Raw genomic sequence first — 14936 nt, forward strand, 5'->3', positions numbered from 1 at the left:
TCAGAACCCCAGAACAGCGCTCAGGTGGGCATTCAGGTCGCCCCGTTTTTCGGTTGCCGATGTGCCTGAAATGGCTACCCGCGCCACGTCCAGGCGCAGCACGAAGTCGCGACCCAGGTTGTAGCGCGCGCCGACGCCCAGGCTGGCGACGGTCATGGTGGAGGGAATCAGCGTGACGCCGCCGGCATTATTGTTGAAGCCGCGGCCGAGGTCATAGAAGCCCAGCAGGCGCAGATTGCCCTTGAGCTCGGTCTTGGCCAGCAGCTCCGGCGTGTAGACCTCGGCGTTGGCGACCACGCCGCTATCGGCGGCCACTGCACGCTCGGTGAAACCGCGCACCGTGGTCGCGCCGACCAGGCCGAATTGTTCAGCCGGCGGCAAGGCGGTGGAGGTGGCTTGGCCGGTGGCGGCCAGGCGCATCTGCCAGTCGCTGGCGTAGCCCTTGAAGTAGCTGGCGCCGCCGCGCAGGATCACGAAGTGATCGGCCGAACGGCGGCCGCTGGCCACCGCCGAGTAGCGGTCCGATTCGCCCAGCGCCGAGCTGCGATGCGGCTGGCCCATGGCGATGTTGCGCGCCACGCCGAAGTTGTAGTCCACCACCTCGCCCACGCTCTGGCGCTGCGCGCTGTAGGTCACGCTGACCGGCATGGTGGAGTAAGGCTGGCAGGTTTCGATCAGGCTGCCGCCGATGGAAACGCCGTTCAGGTTGCAGGTGGAATCGATGCGCTTGTAGTCGAGCCCGGTGACCAGCTTGCTGGTGATCTCGCCCTGGCGCGCGAAGAAGTGGTTCCAGCGCAGCGCGTAGACATCGCCCTTGCCGGTGATGGCCAGGGTCGAGCCCAGCGTCGGCGTGGTGCCGCTGCTGACGTTGGATTTGCCGTAGATAAAGTCGAGGCTGTCGCCATAGGCGTACAACGGTACGCGATAGCCCAGCGAGTAGAGGTCGACCTTGGAGCTGGACGGTTTGTCGGGCGAGGTGGTGTAGGCCACGGTAGCGACGTGGTCGCGGTTGAACAGGTTGGAGTGCTGCAACGCCACGCCGGTGCGCCAGCGGCCGGTGTCGGCCGAGCCGGTGTTGTCGGCGGTGAGCATCACGCGAATGGGATTGTTGTCCGTGACGGCGATGTTGGCGTCGACCTTGCCTTCGCCTTCATCGGCGGCCAGCACCACATTGACTTGCTTGGCCGGGTTATCGTTGGCCAGTTGCACCGACTCCGAAATACGGCGCAGGTTGGGCGCCGCGCCTTCCTTCAGCGCGGGCACGCTGGCGCGGATGTTGGCTTCGCTGAAGTATTTGTTATCGGTCACGGTGACCTTGCCGATCACAGTTTCGCTGACCTGGATGCGCACCACGCCGGCCGTCAGTTCCTGCTCCGGCACGAACACCTGCACCGCGCTGAAGCCGGCGCTGCGGTAGGCGTTCTCCAGCGCTTCCAGCGCGCGCTGCACGTCGCCGTAGACGCGACCGGGGCCGGTGTAAGGCGCCACCGCCTGCTCGATCTGCGCCGCCGACAGCAGGGTGTTGCCCTGCACGTCGAAGCGCTTGATATCGAAGCGCTCGTCGGCGCTGGCGGCGACAGCGGCCGCTGGCGCTGCTGCCGTCGACGTCTGCGCGCATGCGCCCAGCGCTGTCGTGACCAGCGCCATCCCCATGAAGTACTGCTGAAAGCCTTGTTTCATCGTGTCTGCGGGCGGTCGCCTGATGGCCCGCCTCCCCGTTTCTTTTTTGCTCACGCAAGGGCTGCCGGTGCGCCGGCCTGCCCTGCCCGTTCAACTCGTCGGCGCTGCTGCACCTTCGCCATGCCGTTCCACCGCGCTGCTGTCCGCGCGCAAAACAGGCGCGCACGCAGCGCGCTCCGTAGCGACGGATGTCAGACTGAAAATGATGGAAATCCCCTGAAGCGAAACGTCTTTCCGGTGATCGGCGCTGGGCGCCGGCCGGTCGCAACGGCTTGTATTCCTCCAAATGCAAAGCCGTTTCTTGACGTAGGTAAAGTATAGTTGCTTTAGCAGATTCCAGTCGACAAAATTCGACTGAAATGCCCTACCAGCTTGGCTTTGCGGCGTTTTTCATCTTCCTTATTTTTGCCGCATGGCAACTTATCGATGGTGCCATTGCAGGGACATCAACGTCCCGCGCCGGCCCCGGCATTTGCGATGCCAGCTCCGGCGCGGCTGTCCTACATGCGCGCCGGCTTACTTGGTCTCGAAGGTGGTCACGCCGTCCCAGTCGGCGGGCGGCGGATCGCTGCGGTAATGGATGATGCGTTCCAGATACAAGTCGTAGAGTCCGCGCGCCCGACTTTCCCGCAAGGCGAGAATGGAAGCCTCGGCCTCATCCCAGCGCTGGGCGCGCAGCGCAACCAGCGCGGCATGCCATTGCTCGACCTCGGCGCGCAGGCCGGCATCGAGTTCGGCTTCCAGCGCCAGCGGCTCATAGATCGGCACCGGCTCGTTCTTGCCCTTCACGCGCACCCGGTCCAGCTCGCGGTAGGCGAACTGCGGCGCCGCCTCGCGCGTGGCATGGCCGACCAGCACGCCCACGCCGTAGACCTTGGTGATCGACTCCAGGCGCGAGGACAGGTTGACCGCATCGCCCATCACCGTGTACGCCTTGCGGATCTTGGAGCCCATGTCGCCCACGCGCATCTGGCCGGTGTTGAGGCCCACGCCGATCTTCAGCGGCGGCCAGTTGCGCTTGGCGAATTCTTCGTTCAACAGCAGCGTGGTCTGCTGCATGCGCAGCGCGGTAGCGACCGCGCGCGCGGCGTGGTCGGGCACCTCCAGCGGCGCGCCCCAGAAGGCCATGACGGCGTCGCCGATGTACTTGTCCAGCGTGCCGCGGTCGTTGCGGATGTCTTCCGACATCGCGGTCAGGTAGGCGTTGATGTATTCGCGCAGCTCGTTGGGCGGCAGGCTCTCCGAGATGGAGGTGAAGCCGCGCACATCGGAGAACATCACGGTCAGTTCGCGGATCTCGCCCTCCATGTTGTAGCTCTCCGGGTTGGCCGCCATTTCGGCCACCAACTCGGGCGCCACGTATTCGCCGAACAGGTTCACGATCGCCTTGCGGTTGCGGTACTCGAACAGGTAACCCCAACCGAGGTTGCAGACGAACAGCGCGGTGATGAGCAGCAAGGCCGTGGCCAGCGGCAGCACCATGCCGCCGGCGTTGTACAGCCAGAAGTTGAAGCCGCCGATACCCAGCGCCGACGCCAGCGTCAGCAGGATCGACCAGAGCGGCCCCAGCATCGGCAACAGCAGGCCCAGCAGCAGGCCGATGAACAGCACCTGCAGCAGGTCGAAGCCGACCGCGAACTCCGGGCGCGCCTTGAAGTCGCCGTCGATGATGGAAGCGATCAGGTTGGCGTGCACCTCCACCCCGGGATACACCGGGCTGACCGGCGTGGCCCGCAGGTCGTTCAGGCCCGGCACGGTGGTGCCGACCAGCATGATGCGCCCGTCCAGCTTGTCGTGCGGATAGGTGCCGCGCACCACGTCCACCGCCGGCACGTAGCGGAACGCGCCGCCGCCGGGGCCGCCGTGGCCGCGATAGGTGACCAGCGTGGTCAGGTGGCGTTCGACCGGGATGAACAGCGGATCGGGCTTGACCTCCACCGCGATGGAGTCGAGCGCGCCGTAGTCGCGCAGCTGCTCGTCGGACAGCACGGCGTCGTTCTGCAGGAAGATCGGCTTGATGCGCTTGCCGTTGAGCGCCACCCGGGCGGTCGCCAGCGCCAGCGATTCGTAGAAGTTGTCGCCCACCTGCGCCACCAGCGGCACGGTGCGGATCAGGCCGTCGTCGTCGGGCAGCGGGTTGAAGAAGCCGCCGCTGCGCGCCGCGCTCTGCAGCTGCGGCAGGTTGGCGCCGTAGGCGCGCCAGTGTGTCACGTCCAGCCTGCGCCCGCCGAGGTCGGCCACGGTGAACGCCGGCGGCGGCAGCTGGCCCTTGGGGATGGCGTTGGGTTCGTTGGACAGGTTGTAGCCCATCACCACCGGCTGGCCGCGCAACGCCTCGGCCAGGCGCGCGTCGTAGTCCATCTCGGGCTTCAGGCTCTGCAACTGCCGCGCGAACTGCGGCACGTCCTTCAGCTCGCCCTTGGCCAGCTGCTCCAGGCGGGTATAGCCGGAGCTGGTGTCGGGCTCGGCGAACACCACGTCGAAACCGACCGAGGCGGCCTGGTAGTTCTGCGTCATCTGCGTGACCAGCTTGGCCACCACGTCGCGGCTCCAGGGCCAGCGTCCCAGCTCGGCGATGCTGCGCTCGTCGATGTCGACGATGACGATGCGCGGGTCCAGCTCGGCCTTCACCACGCGCATGCGCAAGTCATAGAAGAACAGGTCCAGCCGCCCCACCCACTCGCCCGGCAGCAAGCCGATCACCTGTGAAGCCGCCACGCCGGTCAAGGCCAGCGCGAGCAGCCAGCGCGCCCAATATTTGGCAAGGGCCTGGCGCAAACGACGCAACATGAGTTTTCCCCCGGGATTTTTTCTTGGCTGCGATCATGCCAGCAGTTGCGGCCGGCCACAATCGCCGCGCCGGCCGGGCGCCGGCAATGTTGCTGCAGCACATCTTTATGTCGCTTATGTGCAGCGCGTGATGAACCCGGCGCGCAAATGGGTTCTAATGCCTTTCCACGCGAACCGAATCATCACCGAGGAGAACGCATGAAAGCCATCCCGACCTTCAAGCTGCGCAACGGCGAACAGATGCCCGTGCTGGGCCAGGGCACTTGGAACATGGGTGAATCGCCGGCGCAGGCCGCCGCTGAGGTGCGGGCGCTGCAGGCCGGCATCGACCTCGGCATGACGCTGATCGACACGGCCGAGATGTATGCCGACGGCGGTTCGGAGAAGGTGGTGGGCAAGGCCATCGCCGGGCGGCGCAGCGAGATCTTCCTGGTCAGCAAGGTGTTGCCGCACAACGCCTCCAGGCGCGGCACCATCGCCGCCTGCGAAGCCAGCCTGAAGCGCCTGGGCACCGACTACCTCGACCTGTACCTGTTGCACTGGCGCGGGTCGCACCCGCTGTCGGCCACGGTGGAGGCGATGGAAACGCTGGCCGCGCAAGGCAAGATCCATGGCTGGGGCGTGAGCAACCTCGACACAGACGACATCGACGAACTGCTGGAAGAACACCACGGCGACCAGTGCCAGAGCAACCAGGTGTTGTACAACCTGTCGCGTCGCGGCATCGAGTACGACCTGCTGCCGCAGTCGGTCGAGCGCGGCGTGCCCATCATGGCTTACTCGCCCATCGAGCAGGGTCGCATCCTGAAGAACGCCGCGCTGGCAGCGGTGGCGCAGCGACATGGGGCGACGCCGGCGCAGATCGCGCTGGCCTGGGTGTTGCGCCGCCCCGGTGTGGTCGCCATTCCCAAGGCTTCCGACGAGGCGCATGTGAAGCTGAACCGCGCCTGCCTGGAATTCACGCTCACTGACGCCGACCTCAAGGAGCTCGACGCCGCCTTCCCGCCGCCGCGGCGCAAGCAGGCACTGGCGATGCTGTAGGGAGAAAGAAAAAAACTCAGCCGAACTTGCGCGCGGCGTCGATCGCCAGTCCGCTGCCGATGCTGCCGAACAGGTCGCCCTCGACATGCTTGGCATCCGGCACCAGTGCGCCGATACGTTGGCGCAGCAGCTTCACGCCGGACGAACCGCCGGTGAAGAACACGCTGTCGATGTCCGAGGCGCGCAAGCCGGCCTGCGCCAACAGGCCGGTCACGGTTTGTTCCACCGATTGCACCAGATGGTCGACAGCGGTGTCGAACTCGGCGCGCTTCAATTCCAGCGTCTCGGGCGGGCGCAGGCGCGACAGATCCAGCACCGCGCTCTCCTGCGACGACAGGGCGATCTTGCCGCCTTCCACCTGCAGCGCCAGCCAGTGACCGCAGCGTTGCTCGACCACGTCGAGCAGGCGCGCGAAGCGATCGCGGTCGGCCACCTCGCGGCCCACGTCCTGCAGCTGCTGCCACACCTTGCGGGTGTAGAGCTGGTTGATGGTGTGCCAGGTGGCGAGGTTGAAGTAATAGCTGGAAGGCACCTCTGCATTGCCGGACAGGCGGCCGCCCAGGCCCAGCAGCGGCATCACGCAGGCCAGGCTGAAGTACTTGTCGAAGTCGGTGCCGCCGATGTGCACGCCGCCGTTGGCGAGGATGTCGTCGCGGCGCTCGACGCGGTCGGCGCGCTGCGGCGACAGGCGCACCAGCGAAAAGTCGGAGGTACCACCGCCGATGTCGGCGATCAGCACCAGTTCTTCGCGGTCGATGCGCGACTCGTAGTCGAAGGCGGCCGCGATCGGCTCGAACTGGAACTCGATGTCGGTGAAGCCGACGCTGCGCGCGATCTCTTCCAGCGTATCCTGCGCCAGGCGGTCGGCGGCGGCATCGTCGTCGACGAAATGCACCGGCCGGCCCAGCACCACCTTGGAGAACGAAGCGCCGGCGGCGCGTTCGGCGCGCTTTTTCAGCTCGCCGATGAACTGCGACAACAAGCCGCGATAGGGCAAGGCGCGTCCGCCCACCTCGGTCTGGCCGTCGATGGCGCCGGAGCCCAGCAGGCTCTTCAGGGAACGCATCAGGCGCCCTTCATAGCCGGCCAGGTATTCGCCCAGCCCGGCGCGGCCGTAGCTGAACTCGTTCTCGTCGGCGTTGAAGAACACTACCGATGGCAGCGTGGCCTTGCCTTCTTCCAGCGGCAACAACAGCGAGTCGCCCGCACCCGGGCGCATCCAGCCGACGGTGGAATTGGAGGTGCCGAAATCCACACCGCACGCGTTCGCCATCGATCACTCCTTCATTTTTGGGTCGGCAATCATATAGAAAAGAGCCCGGCTTGTCTGCCCGGTTCCCCCGCACCGTTTGAAGCAAGCAACATGCCTTGCCGGAGCGACAAGATCTTTGGCGTAGGTATCGGCTGGCTTGCCGCTCCCCGGCTTGGCTGGATGGCGGCTCAACGACACTGGGTCCCGGCCTGCGCCGGGACGACATGGGGATATGGGCTCGAATCCTCAGCCGAACCCGTTCACTCACCACCTGTCGTCCCGGCGCAGGCCGGGACCCAGCGTCGTTCACGATGCTTTGCCGACAACAAAAACGCCACAGCGGCATCGCTGCCGCTGTGGCGCTTCACGCAATGACGGAGCAAACGCTCAGCGCGATTGCATCAGAACTCCTGCGCCACCGGGCGCAGCACCACTTCGCTGATGTCGACGTTGGCCGGCTGCTCGATCGCATAGGCGATGGCGCGTGCGACCGAATCGGCCGGGATCTCGTTGGCCTCGTACCAGGCCTGCACGGCGGCGGAGGTCTCGGCGTCGGAGCTGTGGGTCTTCAGTTCGGAATTGACCGCCCCCGGGGAAATGATGGTGGTGCGCACGCCCTCGGGCGCCTCGGCGCGCAGGCCTTCGGTCAGGGCGCGCACGGCGAACTTGGTGGCGCTGTAGACGGTGCCCATGCCGGCGAACACCTTGATGCCGGCGACCGAGGCGACGTTGATCACGTGGCCCGAGCCCTGTGCGGCGAAACGCGGCAGCACCGCGGCCACACCGTACAGCACGCCCTTGATATTGACGTCGATGGTGCGATCCCATTCGTCGACCATCAGCTTGGCCATCGGCGACAAGGGCATAGTGCCGGCGTTGTTGACCAGCACGTCGACCCGGCCGAAACGCTCCACGCCCTTGGCGACCAGCGCCTCCACGTCGTCGCGCCGGGCGACGTCGGTGGCGACTGCAATGGCCTGGCCGCCGGCGGCGGTGATCTCGGTCACCAACGTGTCGAGGCGGTCGGCGCGGCGTGCGCCCAGCACCAGTTTTGCGCCCAGTGCGCCGAGATGGCGCGCGGTGGCTTCGCCCAGGCCGCTGCTGGCGCCGGTGATGATGACGACTTTGTCTTTGATATTCGCGTTCATGGTGATGTCCTTTGCATGGGTAGGTGGGGTTCCGGCGCCGTATCGCTTGCTGATCCGTGCGGCGTCAGAGGCAAGTATGGTGGCCGCAACTATGCCAAACAATGGAAATGTTAAGATTTCATAATTCCATATTCAGGAACCATCGCCATGCTCAATCGCCTCGAAATGATCCGCATCTTCTGCGCCGCCGCCGACGCCGGCAGCTTCAAGGAGGCCGCCGTGCGGCTAGGGATTTCGCCGCAGGCGGTGACCCGCGCGGTCAAGGAGCTGGAGCGGCTGCAAGGAGAGATGCTGTTTCACCGCAATACGCGCCAGGTGCGCATCACCGCCTTCGGCGAGGAGCTGGCCGAGCGCGCGCGCGGCAGCCTGCGCGAACTGGACGGCTTGTTCGAGCGTGACGGCGAGAAACAAGAAGACGAGATGACCGGCCTGGTGCGCCTGGCCGCACCCGCCGCGCTGGGACGCAGCCAGTTGCTGCCTATCGTCGAACGACTGGCGGCGCAGCATCCCGGCCTGCGCTTCGATCTGCGCCTGACCGACCAGCTGGCCGACGTGGTGGGCGAGAAGATCGACATCGGCATCCGCGTGGGCTCGCTGCGCGACAACCGCTTCGTGGTGAAGCGCCTGGGCAAGGCGCGCTTTTATGTGGTGGCCACGCCGAAGTTCCTGCGCAAATACGGACGACCGACCAGCATCGAGGAACTGCAAACGCTGCCCTGCACCGGCATCCTGGCGCGCGATACCGGCCGGCTGTGGCCGTGGATTTTCTCGCACGATCGCCAGATGAACGCGGGCGGCGCGCGCTTCCTGTGCGACGACTCGGAGGCGGAATATCTGATCGTCAGGAGCGGCCAGGCGATCGGCCAGATCGCCGGTTTCCTGGTCGAGCGCGATATCGCCGACGGCAAGCTGGTGACGGTGATGGAAGACTTCGAGCCCGAGCCCTGGGACATGTACCTGTACCGTCCGCAGCGCGGCCCGATGCCGGCGCGGCTGCGGCTGGTGTTCGATACGCTGGCCGGCGAGCTGGCCGGCTAGCCTGCTACGGCGCCGTTACCAGCGGCAGTCGTGGTCCATCAGGACCTCGGCGCTGCCCTGCTCTTCCAGGTCGAAATTGACCGGCATGTTGACCAGGTAGAAGCCGGCGCTGCCGTCCTCAAAGCGCGCCGCGGTCAGCAGCAACGACTGCGCGCCCATGGCCGAGGCGGCGAAGGCGCTGCGGGCGGCGGCCAGCTTGAAGGGATCGTCGGTGTGCAGGGCATCGGCCGGCAGGCGCATCACCCAGTAGCGATGGCCTTCGAACCGCCACGGCGTCCACTGGCGCAGCGTGTCGGCGCGATGCGCGGCCAGACTCTCGGCGACATCGCGCCGCATGCAGTCGATGTGGACATGCAGGTGCAGCTGCGAACGTCCGGCGGCGGAGTTCACTTCCAGCCCCAGCTGCTCGTCGCGCAGCGCGCGCCCCAGCGTCTGCGCGACGCGAAAGCGCTGCTGCCAGGCGTAGCCCCAATAGTTGGGCGCGTCTGCGGCCAGCAGCTCCGGGCTTTCAATGCCGGTCAGGCGGCGCGTGGGCATCAGCAGGTACTGCGCCGGGCCGACCAGATCCTTCAACACCACGAAGCCGCGCTCCAGGTCCACGCTCGCGCACGGCGCGGGATCGCCCTTGGCCTGCATGTGCGGCACGCATTCCTGGCTGACGATTTCCCACAGCTTGTGCGGGTTGGCGGCGTGCGCGACGGGCACGGCAACAATGCCGGCGCAGGCAAACGACGCCAGAAGAAGCAGCAGTGAAGAGAGCGTGGAAGAGAACGGGGAAGTCAGCTGGGCAGGCAGGCGCATGATCGGCAACATGAAAACACCCACGGCGGGCGGTGGCTGCAGCTTAGCGCTTGCATGTGTCGGCGCCGTGACAGCGTCGCAGTGCGGTTCGATTTGGTTCGGTTCGGGAAATGAGGAGAGAAGTACGAGGCGCCGCAGTCGCCGATTCAATCGCCGATCAGTCGTCGCTGCGGGTGGCCTGCACCAGGCACTTGGACAGCTTGTCGAAGTGCAGCCAGGCTGCCTGGCTCAGCTCGACCTGCTTGCGGCGCGGGTCTTCGGTGTCGGCCAGCACGATCCAGCCCTTCTCGCGCATCGACTTCAGGCGCGCGTGCAGCATCGCCGGCGAGCCGAATTCGCTTTGCGCCATCAGGTCGCGCACCGACAGTCGCTGCTGCTCCTGCCCGGCGCGGGCGATGAAGGCCAGGATCCGGTCTTCCAACGGATCCAGCGATGCCAGTGAAGGCAGTCCCCTCATTGCATTGGCCAGTTGCAGGAAACGCAGATAGATATCCGCAGGCCTCTTGTTTTTACCCATAGCTACGCTCGTTTTGCGCACTCATTCCAGCATTGTGGCGCCAGTGACAGCGCCCTCACGCCATGACCGCGCTTTATCGTTATTTCGCTTTTTCGCTATTCGTTTCTACACAGAAATATCGTTACAGAATCGATAGCGAATCATACGCCCGGCCCCGCCCGCAACGCAATCTCGGCGCATCTTCTCAAGACGCCGGCGCGCGCATTTAACCACACCGCAAGAAGCCGCGCTGCAAGGCCGCATGGAAATGGGTAACATACGCGCCGTTCCGGATACCCCGACGCCGTCTCGCCATGGATGCCTTGCCGACAACTCGCACCACCTTGCGCACGCACGTTGCCGCAGCAGCGGGGACAGCGATTTGTTATTTCCTTTTCTACACCATCAACGAGTGGTTGTTCCGGCAGACCGAGTTCACCGAGGGCATCGCCTGGATCTACCTGCCGGCGGGCGTGCGGCTGATCTGCACGCTGCTGTTCGCAGAGGCCGGCTGCGTCGGTTTGCTGGTCGGCTCCACACTCACCGCGGCCACCTACCGGCTGTTCCCGCATGATCCCATCACCACGGCAGGCTACTGCCTGATCTCGGCGGCAGCGCCCTACATCGCCTATCGCTTTACGCTCTCCGGCATGGATTTGCGCCGCTCGCTGGCCAACCTCACCTCCACCCGGCTGATGGCCTGCATCCTGCTGTATGCGCTGACCAATCCGCTGTTCCAGCTGCTCTGGTTCGTCATGCGCGGCGTGTCGCCGCATTTCTGGAGCGGCCTGGTGGTGATGTCCATCGGCGACCTGTGCGGCTCCATCCTCGTTGTCTATCTGTTCAGGTTCCTGCTGTCCCTGCTGCCTTTGCCGCGCCGCTGAGCGCGCGCCGTCCTTACACTCCCCTGCCTCGCGCTTACCTTCGCTTACCCGCGTTTACGCAAACACGGTAGATGTAATACGCACGACACAATTCCTCGTTACGCTGCGCATCGCTATAAAAACTATAGCGCTATGAATTCTATAACTACGCTCCGAGGAGTTGCAGCATGCGCAGCTGGGATGAACCCAAGAAACGAAAAGCCCGCGTCGAGATCATTCCGATGATCGACGTGATGATGTTCCTGCTGGTGTTTTTCGTGCTGATCAGCCTCAACGTCATCCCCGCGCTGGGCCTGAAGACCCACCTGCCCAGCTCCTCCACCGCGCAGGACCTCAAGCCGCAGAGCAAGGCCGTGATCACCATCGCCAAGGGCGACGTGATCCAGGTCGACGGCGAGAACACCTCCATGGACGGCCTGGTGGCGCGCCTGGAAAAGCTGCGCAAGGAAGGCGAGAAACTCAACCTCATCATCAACAGCGACAGCGGCGTGGAAGTGCAGCGCCTGGTCGACGTGATGGACACCCTGAAGAAGGGCGGCTTCGACGCGATCTCGATCGCCACCCGCAAGCAGTGACCATGCGCGCGCCCTTCATTTTCCGCTTCCGCGAACCGCTGGCCGGCCTGCCCTCGCTGGTGGTGCTGCTGGCCTTGGTGCTGGCCGGGGTGCAGCAGACCACGCGCCTGATGCGCCACGAGGATCCCAAGCCGGTGCAGATCGCGCTGTTCGAAGAAGCGCCGCCGGCGCCCAAGGTGCAGACGCCGCCGCCGCCCGAGCCGCCGAAGAAGGTCGAGCCGCCCAAGCCGGTAGTCAAGCCGGCACCGGCGCCGCCCCCGAAACCTGCGCCAAAAAATGATCCGGCGCCCATCGAGCAGGTACGCCCCGCACCAGAGACGCCGGTGATGCAGACACCGCAGCCGGCCGCGCACACCGCGCCGCCCGCCCCGGCGCCGACGCCCGCCCCCGCGCCGCAACCGGTGGCCCAGCCCGCGCCGCCGCCCAGCACCGCCGACATCGAGTCGCAATACGTCGGCAAGCTGCGCGCCCACCTCAACAGCATCAAGCGCTATCCGAGCGGACGCGAAGTCAGCCAGCTGCGCCCCAAGGGCACGGTGCGCGTGTGGTTCGTGCTCAAGCGCGACGGCAGCGTGGTCGACGTCGGCATCGACGCCTCGTCGAACTCGATGCCGCTGGACGACGCCGCCCGCAAGACGATCAACCGCGCCACGTTCGCGGGCTTCCCGGATGGCGCCTTCAACGGCGAAGCCACCCACCGTTTCACCGCCGATCTGGAATTCATTCCGGCCTAAGCAGCATGCGCCGCCGGCGGCGGCGCGCCTTACACATAAACCACGTCCTACAAACTTTCAGGGGAAACGACATGCAATGCAAACTCACCCGGCTGTCCTTGCTGATTTCCGGGCTTTTCATGGCTGGCGCGCCGGCCTTCGCGCAGACCACCGACGTCGGCACCGTGACCGTGCAGGGCAATGCCGGCACCGCCCAGGCCACCGGCCTGATCCAGGCGGAAGAGTCGCCCAAGGCGCGCAGCTCGGTGAACCGCGACTACATGGAGAAGCAATCGCCCACCGGCAACCCGTACCAGATGATCAACCTGCTGCCGGGCGTGAACAGCTATGACCAGGACGGCAGCGGCCTGTTCGGCGGCAACGTGCGCGTGCGCGGCTTCAACAGCGACCAGTTGGGCTTCACCATCAACGGCGCGCCGGTCAACGACTCGGGCAGCTTTGCGGTCTATCCGCAGGAGTACACCGACGCCGAGAACCTGTGCGACATCTTCGTGACCCAGGGCTCGACCGATACCGAAGCGCCGCACGTAGGCGCCACCGGCGGCAACATCGGCATGACCATGTGCGCGCCGGAGGACAAGCAGCGCATCCGCGTCACCAACGCCTTCGGCTCCAACAACCTGTGGAAGCGTTTCGTGCGCTTTGACTCGGGCAAGCTGTTCGACGACAAATTCAAGTTCTTCATCTCGTATTCGAAGACCACGGCCGACAAGTTCAAGGGCATGGGCGGCGCCGTGAAGCAACACATCGACTTCGGCAGCAAGCTGGACCTGGGCCAGGGCAGCTTCGTGGACGCCGACTTCATGTACAACAAGGCGATCAACAACAATTACCGTTCGCTGACCAAGGCGCAGATCGCCCAGTTCGGCCCTGGCTACGACTTCGGCACCCGCGTGCCGGTGCACCAGCCGGGCGTGAACGGCACCGCGCAGAACGACACCACCTACGGGCCCAACGCCGGCATCAACAACGGCAACAAGGACCTGTACTACGCGTATAACCTGAACCCGTTCGAGAACTGGCTGGCCACTGTCAACGGCCACTTCCAGCTGAGCCCGACGGCCAGCGTGGATGTGAGCCCTTACTTCTGGTACGGCTTCGGCACCGGCGGTAACCAGTTGCAGACGCTGACCGAAGGCAATGCCGGCAACCTGCTGGGCGGCGGCGTGCGCGACATCAACGGCGATGGTGACACGCTCGATACCGTGTTCGTCTACGAAGGCAGCCGCACCCGCACCTTCCGCCCGGGCGTCACGCTCAAGTACAACCAGCAGATCGACAATCACAAGCTGATGTTCGGCTATTGGTACGAGCGCGCGCGCCACCAGCAAACCGGCCAGTTCTCCACCGTCGACAACAACGGCAACATCGCCGACATGTGGCAGAACAACCCCGCCCTGTGGCTGCGCAACCAGGACGGCAGCGTCGTCCAGTACCGCGACACAATGACCATCAGCACCGGCAAGTCGGCTTTCATGCAGGACAGCATCAGCATGATGAACGACAAGCTCAACGTCCAGGTCGGCGCGCGCTACTCCAGCATCGACCGCGACTTCACCAACAACCCCAGCCAGAGCGCGGGCGGCTTCTATACGCTCAAGAAGTCCTACTCGGAGTTCCTGCCCAGCGTGGGCGTACGCTTCCAGCTGGACCAGGCGCAGTCGGTGTTTGTCAATGCCGCCAAGAACTTCAAGGCGCCGGGCAACTTCTCGTACTTCGGCGCGCTCAGCGGCGGCAGCTTCGTCAACGGCGTGTACACCGGCGGCGCGGTGCGCAATATCCCGGTGGAAAAGGAAACTTCCTGGAACTACGACCTCGGCTATCGCTACACCACCGACAAGTGGACCTTCTCCAGCTCGGTGTTCTACATCGACTACAAGAATCGCATCGCCCAGTCGTATGATCCCAACACCGCCACCCGCATCGATACCAACGTCGGCGACTCGACCTCCAAGGGCCTGGAGCTGGAATCCGGTTACGCGCTGAGCCGCAACCTGTCGGTGTACGGCTCGCTGTCCTACATCAAAAGCAAGATGAAGGACAACCTGCGCTACGACGCCACCACCAACCTGCCGGTCTCGGGCAAGGAGTTCCCGGATACGCCGAACTGGCTGTCCGGCCTGTCGCTGCAATACCAGCAGGACGGCTGGTACATGTTCGGCCAGGCCAAGTACACCGGTCGCCGTTACACCACGCTGGTCAACGACGACGCCATCGGCGGCTACACGGTGTTCAATGCCGGCGCGGGCGCAACCTTCCCGTCGACCTCCTGGCTCAAGAGCCCGACCATCCGCCTGAACGTGTTCAACCTGTTCGACAAGCAATACCTCAACCTGAGCTCGGGCAGCGGCAGCCAGTTCACCTACAACGCCACCACCATCGGCAGTGCGGCCGGCTCGTCGCCGTCCATGTACGTCGGCGCGCCGCGCACCTTCACCGTCACACTGACCGCCGATTTCTGATCGCGGCCATCCCCGGGGCGGCGGCCCCGCATCAC

The 14936-nt window shown here is 65.2% G+C and carries 13 protein-coding genes; 7 read left to right on the forward strand and 6 right to left on the reverse strand.

Going from position 1 to position 14936, the window contains the following annotated elements:
* Together J8I26_RS10575 and J8I26_RS10580 are read right to left on the reverse strand one after the other, a co-directional pair.
* On the reverse strand, positions 1–1680 hold the full coding sequence (locus J8I26_RS10575; RefSeq protein ID WP_245200250.1) for a ShlB/FhaC/HecB family hemolysin secretion/activation protein: 1680 nt from the start codon (positions 1678–1680) through the stop codon (positions 1–3).
* A 516-nt stretch (positions 1681–2196) separates the two neighbouring features.
* On the reverse strand, positions 2197–4470 hold the full coding sequence (locus J8I26_RS10580; RefSeq protein WP_209606886.1) for an adenylate/guanylate cyclase domain-containing protein: 2274 nt from the start codon (positions 4468–4470) through the stop codon (positions 2197–2199).
* On the opposite strand from J8I26_RS10580, the gene J8I26_RS10585 reads away from it, so the two are divergent.
* Positions 4469–4672 (forward strand): hypothetical protein, encoded by a 204-nt coding sequence (locus J8I26_RS10585; RefSeq protein WP_209606888.1) that lies wholly within the window; start codon positions 4469–4471, stop codon positions 4670–4672. The two genes, J8I26_RS10580 and J8I26_RS10585, sit on opposite strands and share 2 nt — an antisense overlap.
* Entirely contained in the window at positions 4669–5511 is an 843-nt protein-coding gene (locus J8I26_RS10590; protein WP_209606891.1) for an aldo/keto reductase, read from the forward strand. The genes J8I26_RS10585 and J8I26_RS10590 overlap by 4 nt, the downstream gene beginning before the upstream one ends.
* 16 nt (positions 5512–5527) lie before the next feature.
* Here J8I26_RS10590 and J8I26_RS10595 read toward each other — a convergent pair whose 3' ends face one another.
* Both J8I26_RS10595 and J8I26_RS10600 read right to left on the reverse strand, forming a co-directional pair.
* Positions 5528–6784 carry an Hsp70 family protein gene (locus J8I26_RS10595; RefSeq protein ID WP_209606893.1) on the reverse strand — a complete coding sequence of 419 codons (1257 nt, stop codon included), beginning with the start codon at positions 6782–6784 and terminating at the stop codon, positions 5528–5530.
* A gap of 380 nt (positions 6785–7164) precedes the next feature.
* Complete coding sequence (locus J8I26_RS10600) at positions 7165–7911, reverse strand: SDR family oxidoreductase (RefSeq protein WP_209606895.1); 747 nt, start codon at positions 7909–7911, stop codon at positions 7165–7167.
* 147 nt (positions 7912–8058) lie between these two features.
* On the opposite strand from J8I26_RS10600, the gene J8I26_RS10605 reads away from it, so the two are divergent.
* A complete protein-coding gene (locus tag J8I26_RS10605; RefSeq protein ID WP_209606897.1) occupies positions 8059–8949 on the forward strand; it encodes a LysR family transcriptional regulator in 891 nt (296 codons plus the stop codon).
* Between the two features lie 15 nt (positions 8950–8964).
* On the opposite strand, the gene J8I26_RS10610 is transcribed toward J8I26_RS10605, so the two are convergent.
* Positions 8965–9762: a CDP-diacylglycerol diphosphatase gene (locus tag J8I26_RS10610; RefSeq protein ID WP_245200251.1), complete on the reverse strand. Its 798-nt coding sequence runs from the start codon at positions 9760–9762 to the stop codon at positions 8965–8967.
* A gap of 145 nt (positions 9763–9907) precedes the next feature.
* Entirely contained in the window at positions 9908–10267 is a 360-nt protein-coding gene (locus J8I26_RS10615) for a helix-turn-helix domain-containing protein (protein WP_209606899.1), read from the reverse strand.
* Between the two features lie 293 nt (positions 10268–10560).
* Here J8I26_RS10615 and J8I26_RS10620 point away from each other — a divergent pair, with 293 nt between their 5' ends.
* The 4 genes from J8I26_RS10620 to J8I26_RS10635 all read left to right on the forward strand — a co-directional run bounded on the left by J8I26_RS10620 (position 10561) and on the right by J8I26_RS10635 (position 14901).
* Positions 10561–11130: a hypothetical protein gene (locus tag J8I26_RS10620; RefSeq protein ID WP_209606901.1), complete on the forward strand. Its 570-nt coding sequence runs from the start codon at positions 10561–10563 to the stop codon at positions 11128–11130.
* Positions 11131–11297: 167 nt separating this feature from the next.
* Positions 11298–11705, forward strand: a complete 408-nt coding sequence (locus J8I26_RS10625) for a biopolymer transporter ExbD (protein ID WP_209606903.1) — start codon at positions 11298–11300, stop codon at positions 11703–11705.
* Between the two features lie 2 nt (positions 11706–11707).
* A complete protein-coding gene (locus J8I26_RS10630) occupies positions 11708–12439 on the forward strand; it encodes a TonB family protein (protein WP_209606905.1) in 732 nt (243 codons plus the stop codon).
* Between the two features lie 71 nt (positions 12440–12510).
* Positions 12511–14901 (forward strand): TonB-dependent receptor, encoded by a 2391-nt coding sequence (locus J8I26_RS10635; RefSeq protein ID WP_209606907.1) that lies wholly within the window; start codon positions 12511–12513, stop codon positions 14899–14901.
* The last annotated feature ends 35 nt before the right edge of the window (positions 14902–14936 follow it).

The organism is Herbaspirillum sp. LeCh32-8, from assembly GCF_017814915.1.
Lineage (GTDB): Bacteria > Pseudomonadota > Gammaproteobacteria > Burkholderiales > Burkholderiaceae_D > Herbaspirillum.

Excerpts from the sequence above, each read along its gene's own strand:
- J8I26_RS10600 (WP_209606895.1), bottom strand. The coding sequence starts at position 7,911 with ATGAACGCGAATATCAAAGACAAAGTCGTCATCATCACCGGCGCCAGC.
- J8I26_RS10595 (WP_209606893.1), bottom strand. The coding sequence starts at position 6,784 with ATGGCGAACGCGTGCGGTGTGGATTTCGGCACCTCCAATTCCACCGTC.
- J8I26_RS10615 (WP_209606899.1), bottom strand. The coding sequence starts at position 10,267 with ATGGGTAAAAACAAGAGGCCTGCGGATATCTATCTGCGTTTCCTGCAA.
- J8I26_RS10635 (WP_209606907.1), top strand. The coding sequence starts at position 12,511 with ATGCAATGCAAACTCACCCGGCTGTCCTTGCTGATTTCCGGGCTTTTC.
- J8I26_RS10610 (WP_245200251.1), bottom strand. The coding sequence starts at position 9,762 with ATGTTGCCGATCATGCGCCTGCCTGCCCAGCTGACTTCCCCGTTCTCT.
- J8I26_RS10620 (WP_209606901.1), top strand. The coding sequence starts at position 10,561 with ATGGATGCCTTGCCGACAACTCGCACCACCTTGCGCACGCACGTTGCC.
- J8I26_RS10585 (WP_209606888.1), top strand. The coding sequence starts at position 4,469 with ATGAGTTTTCCCCCGGGATTTTTTCTTGGCTGCGATCATGCCAGCAGT.
- J8I26_RS10625 (WP_209606903.1), top strand. The coding sequence starts at position 11,298 with ATGCGCAGCTGGGATGAACCCAAGAAACGAAAAGCCCGCGTCGAGATC.
- J8I26_RS10580 (WP_209606886.1), bottom strand. The coding sequence starts at position 4,470 with ATGTTGCGTCGTTTGCGCCAGGCCCTTGCCAAATATTGGGCGCGCTGG.
- J8I26_RS10575 (WP_245200250.1), bottom strand. The coding sequence starts at position 1,680 with ATGAAACAAGGCTTTCAGCAGTACTTCATGGGGATGGCGCTGGTCACG.
- J8I26_RS10605 (WP_209606897.1), top strand. The coding sequence starts at position 8,059 with ATGCTCAATCGCCTCGAAATGATCCGCATCTTCTGCGCCGCCGCCGAC.
- J8I26_RS10630 (WP_209606905.1), top strand. The coding sequence starts at position 11,708 with ATGCGCGCGCCCTTCATTTTCCGCTTCCGCGAACCGCTGGCCGGCCTG.
- J8I26_RS10590 (WP_209606891.1), top strand. The coding sequence starts at position 4,669 with ATGAAAGCCATCCCGACCTTCAAGCTGCGCAACGGCGAACAGATGCCC.